19 protein-coding genes and 1 pseudogene are annotated in these 23,158 nt (G+C 62.3%); 10 read left to right on the plus strand and 10 right to left on the minus strand.

Features of this window, described 5'->3' with window-relative positions:
• The first annotated feature begins 207 nt into the window (after positions 1-207).
• A complete protein-coding gene (locus AB7849_RS04785; RefSeq protein WP_008212962.1) occupies positions 208-996 on the plus strand; it encodes a TatD family hydrolase in 789 nt (262 codons plus the stop codon).
• A 233-nt stretch (positions 997-1,229) separates the two neighbouring features.
• On the opposite strand, the gene AB7849_RS04790 is transcribed toward AB7849_RS04785, so the two are convergent.
• The 5 genes from AB7849_RS04790 to AB7849_RS04810 all read right to left on the minus strand — a co-directional run bounded on the left by AB7849_RS04790 (position 1,230) and on the right by AB7849_RS04810 (position 6,041).
• Complete coding sequence (locus tag AB7849_RS04790; RefSeq protein ID WP_037098263.1) at positions 1,230-1,766, minus strand: pseudouridine synthase; 537 nt, start codon at positions 1,764-1,766, stop codon at positions 1,230-1,232.
• Positions 1,767-1,785: 19 nt separating this feature from the next.
• Positions 1,786-2,685, minus strand: coding sequence for a class I SAM-dependent methyltransferase (locus AB7849_RS04795; protein WP_008208321.1), 900 nt, complete (start codon positions 2,683-2,685; stop codon positions 1,786-1,788).
• 91 nt (positions 2,686-2,776) lie between these two features.
• A complete protein-coding gene (locus AB7849_RS04800; RefSeq protein WP_037098266.1) occupies positions 2,777-3,439 on the minus strand; it encodes an NYN domain-containing protein in 663 nt (220 codons plus the stop codon).
• Positions 3,440-3,621: 182 nt separating this feature from the next.
• Positions 3,622-4,734, minus strand: coding sequence for an S-(hydroxymethyl)glutathione dehydrogenase/class III alcohol dehydrogenase (locus AB7849_RS04805; RefSeq protein WP_008208325.1), 1,113 nt, complete (start codon positions 4,732-4,734; stop codon positions 3,622-3,624).
• A gap of 386 nt (positions 4,735-5,120) precedes the next feature.
• The gene (locus tag AB7849_RS04810; protein ID WP_008208327.1) at positions 5,121-6,041 is read right to left on the minus strand and encodes a LysR substrate-binding domain-containing protein; all 921 of its coding nucleotides are present in this window, start codon (positions 6,039-6,041) and stop codon (positions 5,121-5,123) included.
• A 107-nt stretch (positions 6,042-6,148) separates the two neighbouring features.
• Here AB7849_RS04810 and AB7849_RS04815 point away from each other — a divergent pair, with 107 nt between their 5' ends.
• The gene (locus AB7849_RS04815; protein ID WP_037098260.1) at positions 6,149-6,328 is read left to right on the plus strand and encodes a hypothetical protein; all 180 of its coding nucleotides are present in this window, start codon (positions 6,149-6,151) and stop codon (positions 6,326-6,328) included.
• 133 nt (positions 6,329-6,461) lie between these two features.
• Complete coding sequence (locus AB7849_RS04820) at positions 6,462-7,412, plus strand: aldo/keto reductase (protein ID WP_008208329.1); 951 nt, start codon at positions 6,462-6,464, stop codon at positions 7,410-7,412.
• A gap of 447 nt (positions 7,413-7,859) precedes the next feature.
• On the opposite strand, the gene bla is transcribed toward AB7849_RS04820, so the two are convergent.
• From bla to AB7849_RS04835, 3 genes are all read right to left on the minus strand, one after another.
• On the minus strand, positions 7,860-8,726 hold the full coding sequence (bla, locus tag AB7849_RS04825) for a class A beta-lactamase (protein ID WP_008216290.1): 867 nt from the start codon (positions 8,724-8,726) through the stop codon (positions 7,860-7,862).
• A gap of 114 nt (positions 8,727-8,840) precedes the next feature.
• The gene (locus AB7849_RS04830) at positions 8,841-9,935 is read right to left on the minus strand and encodes a TraB/GumN family protein (protein WP_157618214.1); all 1,095 of its coding nucleotides are present in this window, start codon (positions 9,933-9,935) and stop codon (positions 8,841-8,843) included.
• A gap of 311 nt (positions 9,936-10,246) precedes the next feature.
• The gene (locus tag AB7849_RS04835; RefSeq protein ID WP_008216292.1) at positions 10,247-12,478 is read right to left on the minus strand and encodes an NADP-dependent isocitrate dehydrogenase; all 2,232 of its coding nucleotides are present in this window, start codon (positions 12,476-12,478) and stop codon (positions 10,247-10,249) included.
• A 254-nt stretch (positions 12,479-12,732) separates the two neighbouring features.
• On the opposite strand from AB7849_RS04835, the pseudogene AB7849_RS04840 reads away from it, so the two are divergent.
• From AB7849_RS04840 to AB7849_RS04860, 5 genes and pseudogenes are all read left to right on the plus strand, one after another.
• Positions 12,733-13,017, plus strand: a pseudogene (locus AB7849_RS04840) (DEAD/DEAH box helicase); the annotation flags it as partial.
• Between the two features lie 174 nt (positions 13,018-13,191).
• Positions 13,192-13,818, plus strand: coding sequence for a GntR family transcriptional regulator (locus AB7849_RS04845; protein WP_369500662.1), 627 nt, complete (start codon positions 13,192-13,194; stop codon positions 13,816-13,818).
• Positions 13,819-13,987: 169 nt separating this feature from the next.
• Positions 13,988-14,134 (plus strand): benenodin family lasso peptide, encoded by a 147-nt coding sequence (locus tag AB7849_RS04850; protein ID WP_157618215.1) that lies wholly within the window; start codon positions 13,988-13,990, stop codon positions 14,132-14,134.
• Positions 14,135-14,184: 50 nt separating this feature from the next.
• Complete coding sequence (locus tag AB7849_RS04855; protein ID WP_008216298.1) at positions 14,185-14,871, plus strand: lasso peptide biosynthesis B2 protein; 687 nt, start codon at positions 14,185-14,187, stop codon at positions 14,869-14,871.
• Positions 14,871-16,616: an asparagine synthase-related protein gene (locus AB7849_RS04860; protein WP_037102299.1), complete on the plus strand. Its 1,746-nt coding sequence runs from the start codon at positions 14,871-14,873 to the stop codon at positions 16,614-16,616. Before AB7849_RS04855 ends, AB7849_RS04860 begins: the two co-directional genes overlap by 1 nt.
• Here the strand turns inward: AB7849_RS04860 and AB7849_RS04865 are convergent.
• Positions 16,601-18,823: an Atxe2 family lasso peptide isopeptidase gene (locus AB7849_RS04865; protein WP_037102302.1), complete on the minus strand. Its 2,223-nt coding sequence runs from the start codon at positions 18,821-18,823 to the stop codon at positions 16,601-16,603. The two genes, AB7849_RS04860 and AB7849_RS04865, sit on opposite strands and share 16 nt — an antisense overlap.
• 11 nt (positions 18,824-18,834) lie before the next feature.
• On the minus strand, positions 18,835-21,486 hold the full coding sequence (locus AB7849_RS04870; RefSeq protein ID WP_008216306.1) for a TonB-dependent receptor: 2,652 nt from the start codon (positions 21,484-21,486) through the stop codon (positions 18,835-18,837).
• A gap of 416 nt (positions 21,487-21,902) precedes the next feature.
• On the opposite strand from AB7849_RS04870, the gene AB7849_RS04875 reads away from it, so the two are divergent.
• Together AB7849_RS04875 and AB7849_RS04880 are read left to right on the plus strand one after the other, a co-directional pair.
• A complete protein-coding gene (locus AB7849_RS04875) occupies positions 21,903-22,202 on the plus strand; it encodes a helix-turn-helix domain-containing protein (RefSeq protein ID WP_008216307.1) in 300 nt (99 codons plus the stop codon).
• Positions 22,203-22,494: 292 nt separating this feature from the next.
• On the plus strand, positions 22,495-22,788 hold the full coding sequence (locus AB7849_RS04880) for a helix-turn-helix domain-containing protein (RefSeq protein WP_237711940.1): 294 nt from the start codon (positions 22,495-22,497) through the stop codon (positions 22,786-22,788).
• Positions 22,789-23,158 lie beyond the last annotated feature (370 nt).

Consider the following 23,158-nt stretch of genomic DNA (forward strand, 5'->3'; position numbering starts at 1 on the left):
CTGCCAGTAAAACACTTCCCCGACCGTGCCCGCCCCCCGACGTGCCACGGCGAACCATCATAGGTAACACATTGGCCAAGCGGCAGGCGAGCACGACATCGCAACCGTGACACGCAATTGCCCCCAACCCGCCTGGCGTTCAGCCTGGACGCCAGGCTTGCCGACAGCCATGGGTCTGGGACAATACCTGTTTTCATTGGGTTCCCCATGCAGCTCATCGACATCGGCGCCAATCTCACGCACGAATCCTTCCGTCACGATTTCGACGATGTGCTGGCGCGTGCGCGGAACCATGGGGTGGCGCGCATGGTCGTCACCGGCGCCTCGCGCGAAGGCAGCGAGGAAGCGCTGCTGCTGGCGCGCGCGCATCCCGGCCTGCTGTACGCCACCGCCGGCGTGCATCCGCACCATGCGGCGGAGTACGACGACGCCGTCGACGCACGCCTGCGCGAGCTGGCGCACGAGCCGGAAGTGCGCGCGGTGGGCGAAGCCGGGCTGGATTATTTCCGCCATCTCTCGCCGCGCGAGGCGCAGCTGGCGGCGTTCGAACGGCAGCTCGCGATCGCCGCAGAACTGGGCAAGCCGCTGTTCCTGCACCAGCGCGATGCCCACGAGGACTTCCTGGCCCTGCTGCGCCGCTGGCGCGACCGCGTGCCGGCGATGGTGGTGCATTGCTTCACCGACACCCGCGAAGCCCTGCACGACTACCTCGCGCTGGACTGCCACATCGGCATCACCGGCTGGATCTGCGACGAACGCCGCGGCTCCCATCTGCGCGAATTCGTGCGCGAGATTCCTGCCGACCGGCTGATGATCGAGACCGACTCCCCTTATTTGTTGCCGCGCACAGTACGCCCGCAGCCCAGCCACCGCCGCAACGAACCCATGTACCTGAAGCACATCTGCGAGGAAATCGCCCGCGATCGGGGTGAGGCTGTCGAGGTCACCGCGGCGAACAGCACGGTCACGGCAGAGGCGTTCTTCGGACTGGCGTGACGGCGGTTGCGGCGATCCTCGATGCTACGCAACGCCCTCTCTCCACCGTCATTCCGGCGCAGGCTCACTGCTGTCCGGAATAATCCTGGGATGTCCTTCGAGAGTGAATGCCCGCGCCGCTTGCGCGAGGTGCAACAAGGGGGCGACTCCATTTCTGGCAGCGACCACCTCTCCGACTCGTCATCCCGGCGCAGGCCGGAATCCAGTGAGACACCTGCTTCACGGGCAAACCCTCACCCGGCCAGCACCCGCGTCTCCCCCGGCGCCAAGCCATCCAGCGCATACGCCCCGATTCGCACCCGGATCAGCCGCAAGGTGGGAAACCCCACGGCAGCGGTCATCCGCCGCACCTGGCGGTTGCGGCCTTCGCGCAGGGTGATCGACAGCCAGCTGGTGGGAATGCTCTTGCGATAGCGCACCGGCGGATCGCGCGGCCACAACCAGTCCGGCTCGGCCGCGTGTTCGGCGCCGGCGGGAAGCGTGGGGCCATCCTTCAGCAACACGCCGCGACGCAACGCCGCCACGGCTTCATCGGTGACCGCACCATCCACCTGCACTAGGTAGGTCTTGGGCTGCTTGTGGCGCGGGTCGGTCAGACGATGCGCGAGGCGGCCATCGTCGGTAAGCAGCAACAGGCCTTCGCTGTCGTGGTCGAGTCGGCCAGCGGCGTAAACGCCTTTCTGCCGCACATGGTCGGCGAGAGTCGGACGACCCTCGTCGCTGGTGAACTGGCACAACACGCCGTACGGCTTGTTCAGCGCGATCAGCATGCGCATGCCGAGCGAATGCTCAGAGCGGGGAAACGGCAGTGGAAGCGGCCGCAGCCGGCGCCCCCGGCTTCACGAAGCGCAGCGTCATGCGATCGGATTCGCCGATGGCGAGGTACTTCGCCCGATCCTTGCTGCCCAGCGCCAGCGTCGGCGGCAAGGTCCACACGCCCTTGGGGTAATCCTTGGTGTCCTTCGGATTGGCGTTGATCTCGCTGCGTGCATCCAGCTTGAAGCCGGCCGCCGTGGCCAGCTTCACCACGTAGGCGGTGGGCAGGTAGCCGCTGCCCTTGACCGCGGCCAGCGTGGCGCCGGCAGGCGCGCGGTGGTCGACCACGCCCAGCACGCCGCCGGGTTGCAGCACGGCGAAGAACGCCTTGAACATCGCCGGCGCGGTGCCGGCCTGCACCCAGTTGTGCACGTTGCGGAAGGTCAGCACCGCATCGGCCGAACCGGGCGGGCCGAACACCGGCGCCTTCGGATCGTATTCGACGATGTGCGCCTTGCCGTACACCGCCGGATTGGCCGCGAATTTCGCGCGCAGCGTGCTGTCGCTGCGCTTCGCCTCGGCGCCGCCGGATGGCGCGGGCTCGGCGGCCACGTAGTCGCCGTTGTCGCGCAGCAACGGCGCCAGGATCTCGCTGTACCAGCCGCCGGCAGGATTGATCTCCACCACGGTCTGGTCGGGCTGGATGCCGAAGAACTGCAGCGTGGCCTTGGGATGGCGATAGGCGTCACGCGCCCGATCGGCCGCTGGCCGCCAGGTGCCGGCCAGCACCGTGTCGAGCTGGCTGGCGGTGAAATCGCTGGCACTGGTCGGCGGCACCAGCTCGCCATCCGGCTGATCCTGCTGCGCTTGCACCAAGGCCGGCGCGCCGGCCAGCCACACCGCACATCCCGCGGCAACCCACAAGCTTTTCATGGACGACTCCTGGAACCTGATGCCACTTAAGGTGGCGACCCCAACGTGCAGAAATGGTGGACAAGCGTTTCGGCAAACCCGCAAGCGCGCTTCAGAACGGCCGCGGACACACCGATTGCAGGCCGTCGATGTGTTCGTGCAGATCCGGCGCGATACCCTGCCACATCGGATCGAGAATGAAATCGATACCTTCGTCGCGGGCCAGCATCGCCGCCGGAATGAAATCGGCATCGCCGGCGACCAGGATGATCTGGTCCACCAGCTTCTTGTAGGACAGCGCGGCAATGTCGACGCCGATCTTCATGTCGACCTGGGTCTGGCGCATGTCCGGTTCGAAATGCTCGTCGCCGAGCTGGTCCGAATCCAGCGTGCCGTCGCGCAACTGCTGCAGGGCGTGGTATTTCAGTTTCCACTCGCCGCGCTCGGCCAGCCGGCCCAGGCGCAGCGCCATCTTGCGCTGGCGGCGCAGCTGGTCGTGCAGGTCACGGCGAAAGTCCGCGGCGGGGGTGCGGCCGAAATCGATGCTCTCGCCACTGATCGGTCGCACGAAGCGCTTTTCCAGCGGCGGGCAATCGTAGAAAAAAATGCGGTACAAGGATTCGCGCGGACGGTCGAGCGCCTTGAGATGCTCCAGTGCCATGCCGAACACGGTCTTGGCCACGGTGCGGGCGTCATTGGCGTCGCGCTCGCTCCATACCTTGCGGTAACGCGCGAGGAAAAACGCGCCGTCGACGAGGATGGCGGTGTTGCTCATAGGATGTCCCGCATGGTGCAGCAATGAATAAATGAACGTATGGATGGCCAGCGCCATCATGGCTGGCCTCGTTCATTTTACGCCATTGCACGCCCGTCGCGCGGCGGCGAGGGGCACGCCGGAACCCTTTTTGGGATATTTCCCAGCGGGCCCCGGGCATGCGCCGAGGCCCGGCCCGCGAATCAGTAGTGGATCACCGAGCGGATCGCCTTGCCATCGTGCATCAGCTCGAACGCCTCGTTGATGCGTTCCAGCGGCAGCACCTTGCTGATCATTTCGTCGATGTGGATGTCACCGGCCATGTAGCGGTCGACGTAACCGGGCAACTGCGAACGCCCCTTCACCCCGCCGAAGGCCGAACCACGCCAGACCCGTCCGGTGACCAGTTGGAACGGCCGCGTGTGGATTTCCTGCCCGGCGCCGGCCACGCCGATGATGACCGACTCGCCCCAGCCCTTGTGGCAGCACTCCAGTGCCGAGCGCATCACGTTGACGTTGCCGATGCATTCGAACGAATAGTCGACGCCACCGCCGGTCAGCTCCACGATCACGTCCTGGATCGGCGTGTCCGGATGATCCTTCGGGTTGACGCAATCGGTGGCGCCCAGCGCCTTGGCCATCTCGAACTTGGACGGGTTGGTATCGATCACGATGATGCGGCCGGCCTTGGCCATCACCGCGCCCTGCACCACCGACAGCCCGATGCCGCCCAACCCGAACACCGCCACGCTGGCGCCCGGCTCGACCTTGGCCGTGTTCAGCACCGCGCCAATGCCGGTGGTGATGCCGCAGCCGAGCAGGCACACCTTCTCCAGCGGCGCGGCGGGATTGATCTTCGCCAGCGCGATCTCCGGCAGCACCGTGTATTCGCTGAAGGTGCTGGTGCCCATGTAATGCAGGATCGGCTTGCCGCGACACGAAAAGCGCGAGGTGCCATCCGGCATCAGGCCCTTGCCTTGGGTGCTGCGGATCGCCTGGCACAGGTTGGTCTTGCCGGAGCGGCAGTATTCGCACTGGCCGCACTCGGGCGTGTACAGCGGAATCACGTGGTCACCCGGCTTCAGCGTGGTGACGCCAGCGCCCACTTCCTCGACGATGCCACCGCCTTCGTGGCCGAGAATCACCGGGAAGGCGCCTTCCGGATCGTCACCCGAGAGCGTGAACGCATCGGTGTGGCAGACGCCGGTGGCGACGATGCGAACCAGCACCTCGCCCGCCCTCGGCCCCTCGACATCCACCTCCTCGATCGACAGCGGCTGGCCCGCTCCCCAGGCAACGGCGGCACGTGATTTCATGGTGGTTTCCTCGCATCGACGAATGAATGCCCGTGATGATGGCGCGTCGTCGTCATTTGCGAAACCGTTGACAGCATGGAGTCCCGGCGCCGCTGGCCGGTAAAGCACCCCGCATCGGACACCCGGCTTTTCTCCCTTCCCTGTTCGCAGGGGAGGGTTGGGGAGGGGTCAGCCAACCTCGCGGCAAGCCCGCCTACCCCCTCCCAACCTCCTCCTGCGCGCAGCAATGCTCCAAACTTTGGCAACACCCCGAGAGCTCGTCATTCCAGCGAAAGCTGGAATCCAGCGCCTTTGTGCGTTTCAGAGCTGGAATCACTGGATCCCAGCTTTCGCTGGGATGACGATTCTGCAGAGTTCGGAGCATTGCACCCAGCGCGCCAAGAGCCTCAACCTTCCAACGCCGCATCCTCCTGCAGCACCGGCAACTGGCGACAATAATCGTTCGCCTCGGCATGCAGCCACGCGCGAAACAGTTGCAGGCCGGGGTGATCCTGCGAGCGCGGCGGATAGACCAGCCAGTACGCCTCGGGCACGCGAATGTAGTGCCGTCCCAACACGCGCAGGCGACCGGCGTCGAGCAGCGACTTCGAAGTCACCATCCGTCCCAGCCCCACGCCAAGACCCTCGATCGCGGCATGGCGGGCCGCATCCACGCTGTCGAAACTGGCCACATAACGCTTGGGTGGGGTGCCGCCGAAACGCTTGAACCAGTCCAGCCAGCGATTGGCCGGGTTCGGATCACCCAGCAACGGCCAGCCGGTGAGATCGTCCTGGCTGGCGCCACTCATCCGCGCCACCAACTCCGGTGCGGCCACCGGTGCGAGCCATTCGCCGAACAGGCGCTCGCACGCCAATCCTTCCCACTGACCGCGGCCGTAGCGCAACGCGCAATCCACCGGCTCGCGATCGAACTGCACCAGCGCGGAGGTGGACTGGAAACTCAACTCCAGCTCCGGATGCGCCGCCACCAGTCGCGGCAGGCGCGGCATCAGCCAGCTCGACATGATGCCCGGGCTGGCGCTGAGCGTGAGCGCGCCGTGGCGTCGCTTGCGGTAGCGCGACAACGCATGCTCGATGCCGTCGAAATGTTCGCCGACCGCATCGAGCAGGCTGCAGCCTTCCACCGTCAGCGTCACCCCGCGCGGACCGCGCTCGAACAGGCGTCGCTCCAGCCGTTCTTCAAGTTGGCGGATCTGGTGACTCAACGCACTGACGGTGAGATTGGCCTGCTCCGCCGCACGCGACAGATTGCCCGTGCGCGCCACCAGCACGAACTGCTGCAACAGCCCCAACGGCAATTTGCCCATCTTGAATATCCCTCAAGTCTGGCTTGCGAATATATCGCTTTTTGGCGGCTTCCGACGCGCGTACCTTGAGCACACCCCAAGTCCATGCACTCCTTCAGGAGGCCCCCATGTTCTCGCTCTGGAAAGATCTGCTGTTCCTGCACGGTCACATGTTGCGCAAGGAAAACCTGGATTGGCGCCCGGATGCGCCATCGGCACAGCAACCGGACAAGCACGGCCGCAAGGCCAGGCGGGCCGCAGCGGCCTGCTGCGCGACCGTGTGGCCACGCATCATGGGGCCGCGCTGAGCGCCGCATGGAAACCTGGCGGGCTTGAATCCCGCCGACACGCAGCCACTTCGGATACGTCACGTGCCGTTTGCCCAGACGCGTGCAGACTTCCCGTCTCCCGTCTCCCGTCTCCCGTCATCCGAGGTATCCCGTGCACATTCGCCCCCTTGGCAACTCGCCACTTTCCGTCGCCCCGCTTGCCTTCGGCGGCAACGTGTTCGGCTGGAGCGCCGACGAAAAGCGCTCGTTCGAATTGCTCGACACTTTCGTCGATGCCGGCTTCAACCTGGTCGACACCGCAGACGTCTATTCGGCCTGGGTGCCGGGCAATCGCGGCGGCGAGTCGGAAACCATCATCGGCAAGTGGCTGGCGCAGGGCGACGGTCGCCGCGACAAGGTGGTGATCGCCACCAAGGTGGCCAAATGGGCCGAGCATCCCGGGCTGTCGCCGATGAACATCCGCCAGGCGGTGGAAGGTTCGCTGAAGCGCCTGCAGACCGACCACATCGACCTCTACCAGGCGCACGAAGACGACGCCAGCGTGCCGCTGGCCGACACGCTGGGCGCGTTCGGACGGTTGATCGAGGAAGGCAAGGTGCGCGTCATCGGTGCGTCCAACTACAGCGCCGACCGGCTCGCCGACGCGCTTGCCGTGTCGAAGCAGCACCACCTGCCGCGCTACGAAACCGTGCAGCCGGAATACAACCTGGTCAGCCGCGCCGGCTATGAAGCCGAGTTGGAACCGCTGGCACGTCGCGAGAACCTCGGCGTGATTCCTTACTACGCGCTGGCCAGCGGCTTCCTCACCGGCAAGTACCGCAGCGAGGCCGATCTGGCCAAGAGCTCCGCCCGTGGTGGCGCGGTCAAAAAATTCCTCAACCCCAAGGGTCTCGGCGTGCTCGCCGCACTGGACCAGATCGCCACCGCGCACCACGCCACACCGGCGCAGGTGGCGCTGGCGTGGATGATGGCGCGCCCAGGTCTCACCGCACCGATTGCCAGCGCCACCAGCGTGGAGCAATTGCGCGAACTGCTGGCCGCGGCCGAGCTCAAGCTCGGTACCGAGGAGATCGCCACGCTGGATCGTGCCAGCGCGGCGTGAGCCCGGCCGACGAGAGCCACCAGGCTTCTGCCTGCAGGATGGCCGAGCCTTGGAGCCTGCTCAAAACCTCCAAGCTTCCCTACTGAAGCGTCATTCCTGCGAAAGCACACTGTTGTCCGGAATAATTTTGAGCCCTGTGGTTCCACATGACTTGTATCGATACCGCACCCTCGCTCGTCATTCCGGCGCAGGCCGGAATCCAGTAGCCGTATGGCTTGGACAGGCGTGATCGCTACTGGATCCCGGCCTGCGCCGGGATGACGAGCCGGAGAGGTGGTCGCTGCCAGAAATGGAGTCGCCCCCTTGTTGCATCTCGCGCAAACGGCGCGGGTATTCACTCTCGAACGACATCCCAGGATTATTCCGGACAGCAGTGTGCGAAAGCAGGAATGACGAGCGGGAACGCATGCGAGGCTCCTGTTCGACAGCGCGATTTCGAGCAGGCTTTTATTCCATCCGTGCTGCCAGCTTGCCGACGTGCGCCAGTACCGCTTTGCGCATGTCGCCCTGGTCCGCCGGGCCTTCGTAATACGCCGTGACCAGCAATGGTTGCCGCCCCGGCGGCCAGGCGATCGCCACGTCGTTGGTCTGGGTGTGGCCGCTACCGGTCTTGTCGCCCACCTGCCAGTTTGCCGGCATGCCGGCGCGCAGTTGTGTTTCGCCGGTGGTGTTGTGGCGCAGCCAGTCGATCAATTGCGCGCGCGACGACGCGGACAGCACATTCCCAAGCAACAGCTTGCGCATGCTCGCCAGCATCGCCTCCGGCGTGGTGGTGTCGAGATCCTTGTCAGGCACGTTGAGTTCGGATTCGTGGCGATCCAGCCGGGTGATGTCGTCGCCCAGACTGCGCACGAAGCGCGTCGCCGCTACGGGGCCGCCCATGCCCTTCAGCAACAGGTTCATCGCGGTGTTGTCACTGATGGTCAACGCGGCGTGGCAAAGCTCGGCCACGGTCATGCCCGGCGCGCCCACGTGTTTGCGGGTGACCGGAGCCCATTCGAGGATGACGTCGGGGCCGAACACGATGCGGCGGGACAGTTGCTCCTCGCCACGATCCACCCGCGCCAGCACCGCGCCCACCACCAGCAATTTGCCGGTGCTGCACAACAGGAAGCGCTCGCCCGCGCGATGACCCGCGTGCCGACCACTGCCGATGTCCAGCATGGCCACGCCCAGCCGACCGCCATGCTGGCGTTCCAGCGTGGCCAGCTCGCCGGCGATGGCTTCCGTTTCGCCAGCCATCGCAAAGCGGGGGCGGACAACGAGTGCCGCGGCACCCAGCAGGCTGGCCTTGATCAAGTCACGACGATGCATGCACAGGACTCCATGAGCAAAGGATTCGAATCAGTGCAGCCTGCAACATGACGCTGGGCTTTTGCGGCCGCGACAAGGGCAAAGTCATGGCAGCGGCAAGCAGGCGCAAGCCGATCACTGCGCCGCCGTACTGCCTGCCACGGCCGGCGTCGGCACACTGCCTGCGGTGGCCGGCGCCGCGTCTTGCTGCTCGGGCGATTCCACGGTGTAGCCCTGCGCCTGCAGTTTGGCGAGATAGCCCGTGGGCGACAGCAATTCGCCCATCGGCAGCATCGCGAAGCTGGTGCGGTCGTTCGCCAGCGCAGCGCGCGCCGTCGCCAGCCACTTGGCCTCCAGTTGTTCGGACACGTCATCGAGGCCGAGCTGATGGGCGAAGCCGGCATTCGTGATTGCACTGACGCAGGCATCGCGGCGGTGACTGTCGGGCAGCGCACGCAATGTGGCCAGGTCACCGATGGCCCAGGCATTGGCGCGTTCGGTCATTTCCGGCAGGTCGTGCTCGACGCTGTCCAGCGTGCGGCTGAAGCACTTCAGGTCGCTGGGTGCCGCGGCCTTGAATGCCTTGATCGCATCGCGCGGGTGCTTGATCTCCACGTGATAGTCGACCGGGGTTTCCTGCACACCGTAGCGCTTTGCCAGCGCCTCCACCGTGCCCGGCACGCCGCCGCTGGTATTCAGGCCGTTCGCCTTCAGCGCCTTCTTGTACAACTCCTGCGCCGCGAACAACGGACGCCAGCGCTCGATGCCGCGATCCCGGCCGATGTACTTCTGCTTGAGCACCTGCCAGCGCGCGTAGGTCGACGCGTCCATCACCTGGTCCAGCTTCTTGCCGTCGGGATTCTTGCGCGCGCCGTAGGCCGAGGGCAGCAGGAAAAGTTTTCCGAAAAAACCGATGTCCGCCTTCAGCTTGATCTTCGGCTGCAGCAGCACCTGCTGCGACTGGCCGATCACCCGGTCAAGATCGTGCGATTCCCACTGCATGTCGCGCGGCAGCGGCGACAGCGTGCCCAGTACCCACAGCACGTGGCCATCCTTGCTCACCCTCCACAAGCCCGGCCCCGGCACCACGCCACTGACCACCACCGGTGCCAGCAGCGGCACGTTCGCTGGTGGTGGCGGCAGTGGTGGTACGGAGCCGGCCGTCGACTGGGCAAACGCCGGCGACAGCACGCCCAGTGCGAACAGCAGGATTCCGGCTTGCAGGCGCATCATTGCACTCCTTCGGGAAGTGGCTCATTTTCCCGCCGGGCAGATGACTCGGATATGGCCAGCCTGCCTGCCATCGCGGAACCTCGCCCCCGATCAGCGACGAAGCTCAGCAAAAAAGACCGTTCGCACTGAGCGTAGCTTGCGCAGTGTCCACAGACGATCACCCTTCGACTCCGGCCCTATGGACCTGCGCCCAGGGCGAACGGTGAGGTATCGGCCGAACCTTGTCGCTGCTCAGGACTTCGCTCGCCGGTCACCACAGGCGACACGGGGCGCCGCAACGCCCTGTGTCGCTTGCCCCGATACGCCGATCAGGCGCCCGTTTTCAACGCCGCCAGCGCATCGTTGAACATCTTGCTCGGGCGCATCGCCGCGCTCACCTTGGCGATGTCCGGGCGATAGTAGCCGTCGATATCCACCGGTTTGCCCTGCACCTTGTTGAGTTCGTCGACGATGGTTGCCTCGTTCTCGGTCAGCGCCTTGGCCAGCGGCGCGAACGTCGCCTTCATCTCGGCGTGGCTGTCCTGCGAGGCCAGCGCCTGCGCCCAGTACAGGGTGAGGTAGAAGTGGCTGCCGCGGTTGTCCAGCTCACCGGCCTTGCGCGAGGGCGACTTGTTGCTGTCCAGGAACTTGCCGTTGGCCTGGTCCAGGGTTTTGGCCAGCACGCTGGCACCGGCGTGGTCGTAGCGGCTGGCGAGGTGTTCCAACGAGGCGGCCAGCGCCAGGAATTCGCCCAGCGAATCCCAGCGCAGGTGGTTCTCTTCCAGGAACTGCTGCACGTGCTTGGGCGCGCTGCCGCCGGCACCGGTCTCGAACAGGCCACCACCGGCCATCAACGGCACAATGGAAAGCATCTTCGCGCTGGTGCCCAGCTCCATGATCGGGAACAGGTCGGTGAGGTAATCGCGCAGCACGTTGCCGGTGACCGAGATGGTGTCCAGGCCCTGGCGGATGCGCTCCAGCGAGAACGTGGTGGCCGCCACCGGATCCATGATGCGGATGTCCAGGCCGCTGGTGTCGTGATCCTTCAAATAGCGCTCGACCTTCTTGATGATCTGGGCGTCGTGCGCACGCTGCGGATCGAGCCAGAACACCGCCGGGGTGTGACGCGCGCGGCTCACCGCCAGCTTCACCCAATCCTGGATTGGCGCATCCTTGGTTTCGCACATGCGCCAGATGTCGCCGGCTTCCACATCGTGCTGCAACAGCACCTTGCCGGCCTCGTCGGTGACCTTGACCACGCCGTCGGCGGCGATCTGGAAGGTCTTGTCATGGCTGCCGTATTCCTCGGCCTTCTGCGCCATCAGGCCGACATTCGGCACGCTGCCCATGGTCGCCGGATCGAACGCGCCGTGCGCCTTGCAGTCCTCGATCACCGCCTGGTAGACGCCGGCATAGCTGCGATCCGGGATCAGCGCCTTGACGTCCTGCAGCTTGCCTTCGGCGTTCCACATCTTGCCGGAGTCGCGGATCATCGCCGGCATCGAGGCGTCGATGATGACGTCGCTCGGCACGTGCAGGTTGGTGATGCCCTTGTCGGAATTCACCATTGCCAGCGCCGGGCGCTTCGCATATTCCGCCGCGATGTCGGCCTCGATCGCCGCCTGCTCCGCTTCCGGCAACGTGGCGATACGCGCGTACAGGTCGCCGATGCCATTGTTCGGGTTGAAGCCGGCCTGCTTCAGCGCAGCAGCGTGCTTGCCCAGCGCATCCTTGTAGAACTCGCCCACCGCGACGCCGAACATGATCGGGTCGGAGACCTTCATCATGGTCGCCTTCAGGTGCAGCGAGAACAGCACGCCCTGCTGCTTCGCGTCGGCGATCTGCGCGTCGACGAAAGCGGCCAGCGCCTTGCGGCTCATCACCGCCGCGTCGATGATCTCGCCGTCGCTGACTGCGGTCTTTTCCTTCAGTACGGCATGGCTGCCGTCCTTGCCGAACCACTCGATGCGCACGTTGCCGGCCTTGTCGACCAGCGCCGACTTCTCGGTGCCGTAGAAATCGCCGGCGTCCATGTGCGCCACGTGGGTCTTCGAATCCGCGCTCCACGCGCCCATCTTGTGCGGATGCTTGCGCGCGTAATGCTTCACCGACAGCGGCGCGCGACGATCGGAATTGCCTTCGCGCAGCACCGGATTCACCGCGCTGCCCTTGACGCGGTCATAGCGTGCCTTGACGTCCTTTTCCTTGTCGTCCTTCGGCTCGTCCGGATACTCCGGCAGCGCGAAGCCCTTGCCCTGCAGTTCCTTGATCGCCGCCTTCATCTGCGGCAACGAGGCGCTGATGTTCGGCAGCTTGATGATGTTGGCCTCCGGCGTGGTGGCCAACTGGCCCAGCTCGGCCAGGTCATCGGCCACCTTCTGCCCGTCCTTCAGGCAGTCGGGGAACTGCGACAGGATGCGCCCGGACAGGGAAATGTCGCGCGTCTCCATCGCGATGCCGGCGGTGCGCACGAACGCCTCGACAACCGGCAACAGCGACTGCGTGGCAAGGAACGGCGCTTCGTCAGTCAACGTGTAGATGATCTTGGGGGTGTTGGACATGGTGCGTTGACCCTTTGGAGATTCGGGGAGAAGTGGTGCTGCGCTGGCGGGAAACAAGGCCACGCGACGCAAGAAATATGTGGACCGCCTCATGTGACCGGTTCGCACGTATCCCATTCATTGTCGCGGTTTCGTGGCCCGGAGCAAAGCACCAAGGCTCACAAGCAACCACCCACTCTGCGACCAGAGGTAACGCATGGGTCAAGCGCATCCAGATGCGACGACATACCACCATCCCCGATCTTCCCTGAGTCGGCAGCGTAGGCCTGAACCTCACTGCCGCCGACACCGTGACCCACTACGACCGACGATGGAATCCAGCCGTCGTGACCCTAGCCACAGACCGCGCCCACCGCAGCGGCCAGGACAAATTCGTCTTCGTCTACCACCTAATCTGCGCCGGCTCCGTCGAAGAAAAGATCCAAGCCCTGCAAGCGCGCAAAGCCAACCTGGCCCAGGCCGTGCTCGACAACGGTGGCGCAAGCACACGGCTGCGGCTCGACGAGAGCGATCTGCGCGAACTGTTCACACCGCTATAGGCTGCAACGTGTCAGGCACCGGGCCAACAGTCGACGCGTTACGTTCCAGCACTCGAGATGCAATACAAAAAGCTGACAAAATATTTTCTGTTTTGAGAGATTGCGCCCGATCCAGCTACCTCATGCTTGTACCATCCGGCTCAGGAGGCACCATCCAAAACAGGGGGATCAGCTATGGATGCGACCCACTCCAAGAGTGCATTCGTGTATCGACAGGTCCGGCGCGCACTGCGATCAGGACATTACGCACCCGGGCAGCGAATCGATCCGGCCACACTCGCCGCCGAGTTCAACACCAGTCCCACGCCGGTTCGATTCGCCCTTTACCGCTTGGTCGGCGAAGCCCTGGTCGTCGACCAAGCCCGCGGCGGACTGCACGTCCCACTGCTCACTGAAGTGGCCATGCGCGACCTCTACGACTGGATGGAGCGCCTGTTGCTGATGGCATGCGACATCGGCGCAACACCAGCGGCCCGCAAGGCAGAGCCGCTGGAGCCTGCATCCGACGACGACCTGCCCAAGCAGACGTGGCAACTATTCGACGCCATCGCCCGCGCCACAGCCCACCGGTCCCTGCAGCAAGCCGTGAAGCAGGCCAACGACCGGCTAGCGCCGATACGCCGGTCCAAACTGGGATTGATCGAGCACCGCGGCAAAGAGCTGGCGCAGTTGAACCGGCATTGGCAGGCGCGCGACATGCCAGCCTTGAAAGCCGCACTGCACGACTACCACGAACGCCGCAAACAACTTGTCCCGTGCATCGTGGCGCTGCTGAACGAGCGCAGCGATCACCTTCACTAGCGCGCGCCGGCAAAAAAGCGTTACAGCAAAGTCCGGCACAACGTGACAGCCATCACACTCCCGAAATAATCACCGGGTGACAACGCAATAATCATTTGAAGATCAAAAATTGCGACTCCTACGGTGGCTGCGTCATGGGACAGCCATGACGCAAACGCAGGAGATTGTGATGAACACGAACGAGAACATCCGCAACAACGCTTCGGAAGACGTCATCGTGCTTGGCGTCGCCAGCGTCGAAACCCAGGGCGGCCCTGGCAGCAACGAAGCGGTCGGTTTCGGCGGCCCGGTGATTCCCGGGATTTCCGAGGAGTAATCACTCTAGGGCGCGCACCACAGTGCGCGCCCTATTCCGAGGAACGGACGATGCACTATCGGCTCAGAGAGAACATCTCATGCTGTGACGTCGACGGACACCTGATTTTTCTCGACATCGCGCAAGACCGGTACTTCAAACTGACCGGCGCGCTTGAGAAGGCCATGCGGCGCTTCCTGGTACACGAAAATGTCGCCCCTGCGCTAATGGGGAGCCTGGCAACTGCGCAAATATTGGTCGAAACATCGGACCCAGCAGCACATGCCACAACAGCGAACATCCAGCTCCCGACCTGCAGCGCGATCGAGCAACCCGCCGCAACTTCGAATCGCCGGCTCAGTGCGGCCATTGTCGTTGAAGTCATGGCGACCGTCTGGTGGGTCCGCCATCAACTGAAGACTCGCGCACTCAAAACGATTCTCGAAACAGCCGGCGCTTACCGCGACAGAAAAACAGGTACACACGAGATCGCTGCATCTACCGATCCTGAAGACAATCTGCTGCGGGCAAACGAACAATTCGCTCGTGCGCGCCGCTATGTACCCATCGAACCGATCTGCCTTCTGGATTCCCTGTCCCTGCTCCGCTTCCTTTCACGGCGGGGACTGCCGGCAAATATCGTCTTCGGTGTAGCCCCGGAACCATTCGCGGCGCACTGTTGGGTACAAGCCGGAGAGATGACCTTGAATGAAACACTCACCGACGCGAATGCATACGTCCCCATCAGGATAGTCTGATGAATCACCGCTATATCATTTTGCTAGGCGAGAAATTGAACCGGAATGCCGATTACAAACCCCGACTGGACAGGCTACTACGCGTCGCGAGAATGGTCTGCAAGCTTGAATCGGCCACGTTCAGGGTCTTTGTTTCCACTGATGTCCCTATTCTCGCCATACCCCGGCACGGCATGCTCATCGGTCGAGTTTTCACCAAGGACGGCCAGCCCATTCCACAACGTCTGGATGTCGATGGCCCGACGCACGAACTCATCAACCATCTGCTGCAAAACACCTGGGGCAACTATCTTGCCGTTCTTGCCAATGGCGACAACCATGCCATCACATTGCTTCGTGACCCATCAGGCACCGTACCATGTGTCTATTCGCTAGCCGATGGCGAAGGGTTTATCACTTCGGACATCAGCCTTGCAGTCGATCTTGGGCTCTATCGCAAGGAGATCAATTGGCCGTTCATCGCACACGGTCTCAATTTTCCATATCTAAAGACGACGCGCACTGCACTGAAGCATGTCAACGAATTACTTCCTGGCAGCATGCTGGCCTGCCGAGCAAGAGAGGTTTCCGTCGGTTCCGCATGGTCGCCATGGCGCTTCGTAGAATCAGGCGTCCGGCACCAAGACCCTCATGCGGCCGCGCAAGATGTCCAAGCTGCCGTGTCCGGCGTGGTCAAAGCCTTATCCGCTATGGCTGATGGACTTGTAGTTGAGTTATCCGGCGGACTTGATTCATCTGTCGTCGCCGCGTGCCTTCGCGGAACGTCATCACGAGCCATTTTTTGCACACTGGTCATGCCTGTGCCCGGAACGGATGAGCGTCCATATGCGCAACTGGTGACGGACGAACTAGATCAGAAACTTTCCCCGGTAGAAGTCGGATTCGAAAATGTTCGTTTCGAATTTCCCGTGCCGCCCTCCTCTGTCTTACCCGCGACCGGAATTCTGCAACACGTCATCAATGAGGCATGGGAAGACGTAAGCAATCGATATGGCGTGAATAGCTTCTTTTCGGGAGCTGGCGGCGACAGCATCTTCTGCTACCTGAAGACCGCAGCACCTGCTGCGGATGCATTCATCGAACGTGGTGTGCAAACCGGCATTGCCGCTATCCAAGACCTTTCGTCCCTTCATCGATGCACAGTATGGAAGGCGGGAAGACTAGTCTTCCGGAAACTTCGACACAGATCACCCATAAGCTGGAAGGCCAACACCACCCTTCTCAATCCCGACTGTCTGAGAGCAACGCCTGAACACCATCCCTGGTTGGATGCCCCGACTAATGCATTACCTGGCGATCATGAAAAGATCCGCGACCTTATCGGGACCCAGCTATTCAGAGATGCAGGCGCTCACCGTACAAATCGTTTCATGTACTTTCCGCTGCTGTCTCAACCCGTCATGGAAGCATGCCTGAAAGTTCCCACTTGGATGTGGATACACAACGGCCAGAATCGCGCCATCGCTCGCGATGCCTTTGCCAGCCTCCTGCCACGCGGCATCCTCGATCGACGCAGCAAGGGTTCATACACTGGCTACCTGGCCGCCGTCTACGCACGCAACAAGCTCGCGATGCGCCAGTTCCTCGAGAATGGGCAGCTGTGCGCCCACGACCTGATTGATCGATCCGCGCTAACGGATTTCTTCGCAAGGAAACTGGCGCCGCGCGACATCTCGTTTCTACGCATTTTCGACCTATGCGCAGTCGAGAACTGGGTGCGCCAGCAAAGTCATGATCCACCATGAACAACAGCACCAGAATGGGACTTTGTAGTCTCCGCCCTCATTTTTCGCCATATGCGGTACTGATCGGCCTTGCCCGGACTCGGGTCTTCATAGCCCTGCAGCCAGAAGCGGAACCAGTCGACGTTGCGTTCGTACACAGCCAGCTTGTGTCGCGGCTGAAACTTGATATGGGGTTCATCCGGGAACACATAGATATCCGCCTGGTGCCTGCGCTCCAGCGGTAGCGCATAGTCCAATGCCATCCGATATTCCTGCTCATTCATCTGGAATAGGATCGGCGCCTTGATCCTGTCGAGCTGATACGCAGGCGACACTTTCTTCCAACGTTTAGGTGTTTCGTCTGGTGCGCCAAGCTGCCAAGACTTGCGAAAGCTGGAGCGGAAAGCGCCGCGCAAGCTATTGAAAAGGTAATAGATTGGTGTCACCGAAGGGCTACTTACGGACGCAGCACTCACCACCTTCGAATGTGCCAGAGTCCACAATGTCACTTCGCTGCCATAGCTGAGCCCACCCATACCGACAAGAGTCCGATCGATGCGTCCCTCGGCAGACAGAAACTTCACGACGCTGTCGACAGCCGCTCGTCCTTGGTCGTAACGCGCCGTGGGATCAAGGCGATATTCCGGAATCGCGTTGATGCACAACGCCGAGATGCCATCCTCGGCCAGTGTGGCAAACGGCCACTCGTTGCCTAACCCTCCGCGCAGAAAGCCATAACAGTTATAGAAATTCACGAACAACGGCGGCGGATGGCCGACACGCGCGCCTCGCGCTTCGAAGAACTGGCCGGTGAATTCCCTCCCCTGCGCGTCCTTCCAGCGGATCAGTTTTGCCGGCACCGTAGCCGCAATATCTGCATCCAACCCCTTGTTCGGGGCAAACAGGATTTGCCGATGGCTGGTCTTTATATCGATCGCCTCAAGACGCGGTGGATGATCGGCCTCGGCTGCGACGCACACCAGTGTGACAGACGACAAGGCGCAGGGAATGTCCCAATAGCGTTGACTTCCGCTGACAAGTCCGTGGGAAAGCACAATCGGCCGCACCTTGCCCGTTACGACATTCCATCCGTAAATGGACTGCGCATGCCCCTCGTCATAATCGTCGATCGTGAACAGGACCTCATCGCTCCCGGGTCGCCACTGGATATCCGTGATGTGTTTGTAGCGACACAGCTCATCCATACAGTAGATCGGATGCGATGCATGCCTGTTTGGCAGCATGGCCAGCTCGACATATCGACTCACCGCCAGCTTTTTGTCCTTGGGCCCAGGTAGCAGTACCGCGACACGTCCATCGCCTGGATTCCGGGTTATCTGGTAGCGCTGCGGCAGCAGGCCATCCAGGATCTTGACCGGTGACGCCGGCAGATCAGGCGAAAGGTCGGCCGGCGTCAGTGGGGGCGCCGGCGACTCTGATACCGGCAGGTCCCTGGCCGTCATCGTCGTCAGGTCAACGGCCTTCCAACGGTCCGGCATCTTCGCCAGTAATGGGCCGGTCGTGAACCAATCTCCCAGAAACCGCTGTGTGGTCGGTCGCCCATTGAGCTTGCTCGACCGGAACAACCCGGCAGCAATATCCACTGTATTGTCGATACGAATACCGTGATCGTACTCAGCTTCTTCCGTGTTGCTGACCTCTTCCCGTGTCGCACCGACGCTGTACTTCAGCGTTCGGCCATCGTCGCTCAGCACGAAATTCCGTACGTCCGCCGGATCAGATGTCACCTCGTGAGCCCCGGAACCATCCGCCGCAGCGCGCCAGACGGAGACGCGGCCATTAAGGAGCGCGCGATAGTAAATCCACTTTCCATCCGGCGACCAGACGGCTGGTGATGGCAACACGAGTCCATTGACATATTGGCGCAGCGGCACACCTCCGTCCGCCACACGAAGCGGCAGAGATTTTCCATCCAGGGCTTGTACATACCACGTGGTGTCGTACGTGTTGCGTTCGACCGATGCGCGCTCGGATCGAAACGCCACGTACCGCCCATCGGGCGAGATCACCGGATTGCCCAGATCGGTCACCTCCAGCAAGCGCCGCGGCGAAATCGTTTGCGCGTGTAGCGGTCCAACGGCAATCATCCCCTGCACAACAAGTGCGAGTAGCAAAACCCAATAAGCGGTGCGCTTTCTGGTTGAGGCATATGGCCGCATGCGTACCACCGCGGCCACGCACGGGGCCGATTGATGAAAAAGTTTCATGTTGCTCTCCCCTACCAGTGCTTGGAAACCGAAACACTGACGAAGCGTCCGATCGCGGAGTAATTGGTGGCGTCGTATGGCACGTAGGTGGCTACTGCCGCGGTATAGAGTGGAGGTGCGCGATTCAGCAGGTTCTGCACCGACAATCCGATCGTCAGCCCCGCGAAAACGCCAGCATGCTCACCGGTGTTGTAGCTGATCGCGGTATCCAGCGTGGTAAACGATGCGGTCTTCTCTGTCACCGGCGCGAAGCGGTTTAATACGCCGCCGATATAGTTGACGAAACCCGACGCGCTCAAGCCTCCCGATGTCCACACTGCACCGACACGGCCCTTGAGCCTCGCCGGATTGAAAACGGTACCGGCGAGTGTCTGTTCGGGTTGCCCGGAACTGGTCGTCTGCACGCTGTCGAGCCAGCTGGCCGATCCGCGCACCATCAATTGATTGCCACCAAGATCGAGGCGGTACGAACCCGACAGATCGAGGCCTTTGATCCGTTGCCGTTCCGCATTCACATACTGGTTGCTGATGAGCGCCACCACCTTGCTTGGGTCATAGGCAACGCCGGACTGGTTGTAGAAGACGCTGTTGTAGACAGCAAGAAGATCCTGAATCTTCTCGAGCGTCGGCGACCAATCTACGAAGTCCGCATAAGCCGGATTACTTAACGCCTGCTGGTAAACGACCGGTTGGACCACTCGGTCTGAGTAATCGATGTTGAACCAGGTAAGCTCGGCGTCCAGCCCCGGTAGGGTTTTCGGATGAAGGGCCAGCGAAGCCGACCAAGTACGCGCCCGCTCTGGATGCAGGTCGGTGTTACCTCCATAAGACTCCAATGCAGTGGCATCGGGGGGCGCGCCATTCGCGCCCGCCGCCGGTGCACTCCACAGGTAGGCGGTCTTGCTCTCGTAGCGCTGCAGCAGCGTCGGTGCCTTAAACGATTTCCCCCAAGAAGCCTTGAGCGTGAAGTCGGCGGACGGATCGTAGATCACCCCTAATTTCGGCGTGGTCACCCGACCGAAGCTGTCGTAGTCCTCGCCACGCATCGCGGCGCTGAATTCCAGACGATGGACGCCTGGAATTCCCGAGGCAGGCGAAACGAATGGAACATTCAGTTCGGCATAGGCAAACCGCGCCCGCTCATCGCCACCGTAGCGGCTGCCGGAAATGTACGACACGGCCAGGAATTCATTCTTTCGTGTGCCAGCCCCAATGGCTAAGCGCGCATCCCCTCCTCCCACCGAAAACAGCGGGCCTTCGGCACCAATCTCCCAGGAGCGGCTTTTGTTGCAGTAGCAAGTCCGGCTCAGGAGATTGTTCCCCGCCGACGACACGAAACGACTCGCATAGATATCGTCGTCCTTGCCGTATGCCCCACTCAAAGTGAGGGTCCAATCATGGTGAAGGCTGAACGCGATACTAGGCGACACCAGCGTGATCGAACCCTCCGATCCGGAAGGATAGTAGGACCCTGCCTGAACGGCGGCATAGCTCGTTACATCACGCCTGGTCTTAAGCGCATCGAGCTTCAGTTCAACCACATCGCCCATCGACTGATGGAAACTCACAAGACCGCTACGCGAATCGCTGCCGCTGTAGATCGTGTACGGCTCAAACAAGTATCGGGTGTAATTTCGCTGACGTGCATAGATGGGATCGGCGTCGGTATCCTTCAGGGTCGCGATCAGCCCTCCGCTCGCCCAGGTGGTGCCGGCGGTCGCGGTATACTCCCGCGTCGCCAGCCCGCCTTCAGTCGCGCCGCCATAACGTGCCCCCAGGGTCACCCCGTCGAAGTCGGGCTTCAGGATCACGTTGGCCACGCCGCCCACCGCATCCGAGCCGTAGATGGCCGATGCACCATCCGGGACGATTTCCAGGCGTTCGATCGCCTCCACCGGAATGGCACTGATATCCACGGCTTGGGAAAATCCGTCATAGGCCAGACGGTGCCCATTAAGCAGCGTCAACGATGCGTCAGCGCCCAAGCCACGCAGGTTCAACGCGGAGCCACCGCTAAGATTCTGGTTGCCGACGCCACTGGCGGCACCGATCACTCCCGGGTTCTGCCCTCCGCCGAAATTCTGCGGCACGCTGCGAATCACCTGGCCGAGATCCGTGAAACCTTCCTGCTGGATCTGTTCACTGCCGATGGTGATGACTGGCGACGGCGTGGTGCCGCCGCGGATGCGCGTGCCGGTGACCTGCACGCTTTCCAGATTCGTGACTGGGGGTGTCGGGTGCGTCGTACCCGATGCGGGGGAAGCGGCCGTGGAGTCAGCCGCCCTCGCCTGCCCTGCTTCGCGCCGGATGGCCACGGTCCGGCTATCGACCACCGCGTAGTCCAGACCCGACCCGTTGAGCAACTGGGTCAACGCATCGCGCCAGCTCATGCGACCGTGGACCGCCCTCCCCTGCCGGCCCGCGACCAGTGCGGGCGGATAGTTCACCTGCAGGCCGCTTTGCGTACCGAGCGCATCGAGAGCCGTGGCAAGCTTGCCTGCGGGAAGATCGAAGTCGGTTTTTACTTGCGGACCGGTCGTCGAGGTCCGGACCGGCGCGGTCGTGTCCGTCGCGGCCTCCTCGGCCAGTGCCAGCCCGCTCGTGCCTGCGGCAACGACGAGCAAAGCGATGGAAATGGCGTTGCGTAGCGTGCTTGTCTTCATGCTGCGTCCCTCCCCTTGGTTAGTCCTCTCCGCCTACCGCCCCGGCCATATCCGGAAGCTGGCAAGGCCGTTGGGCAAAATCGTTTTGCGTGCGGCTTGCGCAGGTCCCGGCGCACCACCGGTGGTACACGCGCCTCCGCACCGTCTGTGTTGTCCCTTCCCCGCTATCCCGCTCCACCACCCCATCTCCACCGAGTAGGGATGCGGGAAATATCCAAAGCTACATTTAATGTAGCTTTCCGGGCAAAGTGACGCCTTTCGGTTCTGGACGAAGCGCCTCAGCATTGCCTTCTCCAAGACCGTTAGACGGATATGCTACATATTATGTAGCATACGATTCGAGCTAAGCAAGCCATCCTGTTGGCAAGTACAGGAATGGCTTTCTTCCGCTCATGTCACCTCCCAATCCCGGCAGCATGTTCACCACGCGCCTGAAGAAGGCTCGCCTGGCTTTGAACATCTCCCAGCGTGAGCTTGGCAGGAGAATCGGACTCTCGGAGGACGTCGTGTCCAGCAGGGTTACAAGGTACGAACTCGGGACTTCCGAGCCAGACTTCGCAACTGCAAGCAAGCTGGCCAAAGAGCTTGGCGTCCCGTTGGCCTACTTACTGGCAGATAACGACGCGCTGGCGGACATCATTCTTGCAGTAGCAAGCATGTCGCCTGAAGAGCAGCGGCGGATGGCCGCTGAGCTGAAGGCGAAGACAAAGCGCTGAGCTGCCTGCACACACCGGCCGGGAAAGAACAGCCGCCGGTCTACGGCATCCCACTACGTGTGATGTGGAAGATCGCAGCCCCTCGCGGCAGCTTGGGTCTTGGGTGGCTCTCGATGGCTTCGTCGCCAGCGCTCGCTCCTGTGAAGGCACGTCAGCATGATCAGCAAAAATCTCCATAAACGAAGCTACATTTTATGTAGCATACGGTTTGAACCAAGTGAGCCATTCTGTAAGGAAGTACAGGAACGGCTTTATTCGGTTCATGCCAACTCCCAATCCCCGCAGCATGTTCATGAAGCGCCTGAAGAAGGGTCGCTTGGCTTTGAACATCTCCCAGCGCGAGCTTGGCAGAAGAATCGGACTCTCGGAGGACGTCGTGTCCAGCAGAGTTACAAGGTACGAACGCGGGACTTCTGAGCCGGACTTCCTGACGGCAAGCCTGCTAGCCAAGGAGCTTGGCGTCCCGCTGGCCTACCTATTGGCCGATAACGACACTCTCGCGGACATCATTCTTGCGGTAGCAGATATGTCACCAACAGAGCAACGGCGGATGGCTGCTGAGTTGAAGGCCAAGACAAAACGCTGAGCTATCTGCACGTACATATTTTTGGCTGAGAACGTCAGCCATGGCACCTATCGCGGATTGCCAGCCTGTTGACCAATCTCCACCAACTCACCTGACCAAGCTCCCTATACAGCACTACCATCGTCAGTCAGTTGACCGTCCGACCGAAGGCCGCTTGTCGATCCGAAGCGGTCACTCGCCAGAAGGTGGCCTCCTAATGACCAATGATGGAGCTCCTCTGACTCTGAAATCTCTATGATTGCGGATCTACTGCAAGAACTTGATAGGAAACTATGTCAGTCAGCTGGAAAAGAGGGCTCTCTCGCGTCTGGTGTGGTTGACACGACGGCGATCTTGCCTCGGATGCGGTGCTGAGTGCACGCTTGGCGGA

It is taken from the genome of Rhodanobacter sp. FW021-MT20 (assembly GCF_041107475.1).
Classification (GTDB): domain Bacteria; phylum Pseudomonadota; class Gammaproteobacteria; order Xanthomonadales; family Rhodanobacteraceae; genus Rhodanobacter_A; species Rhodanobacter_A glycinis.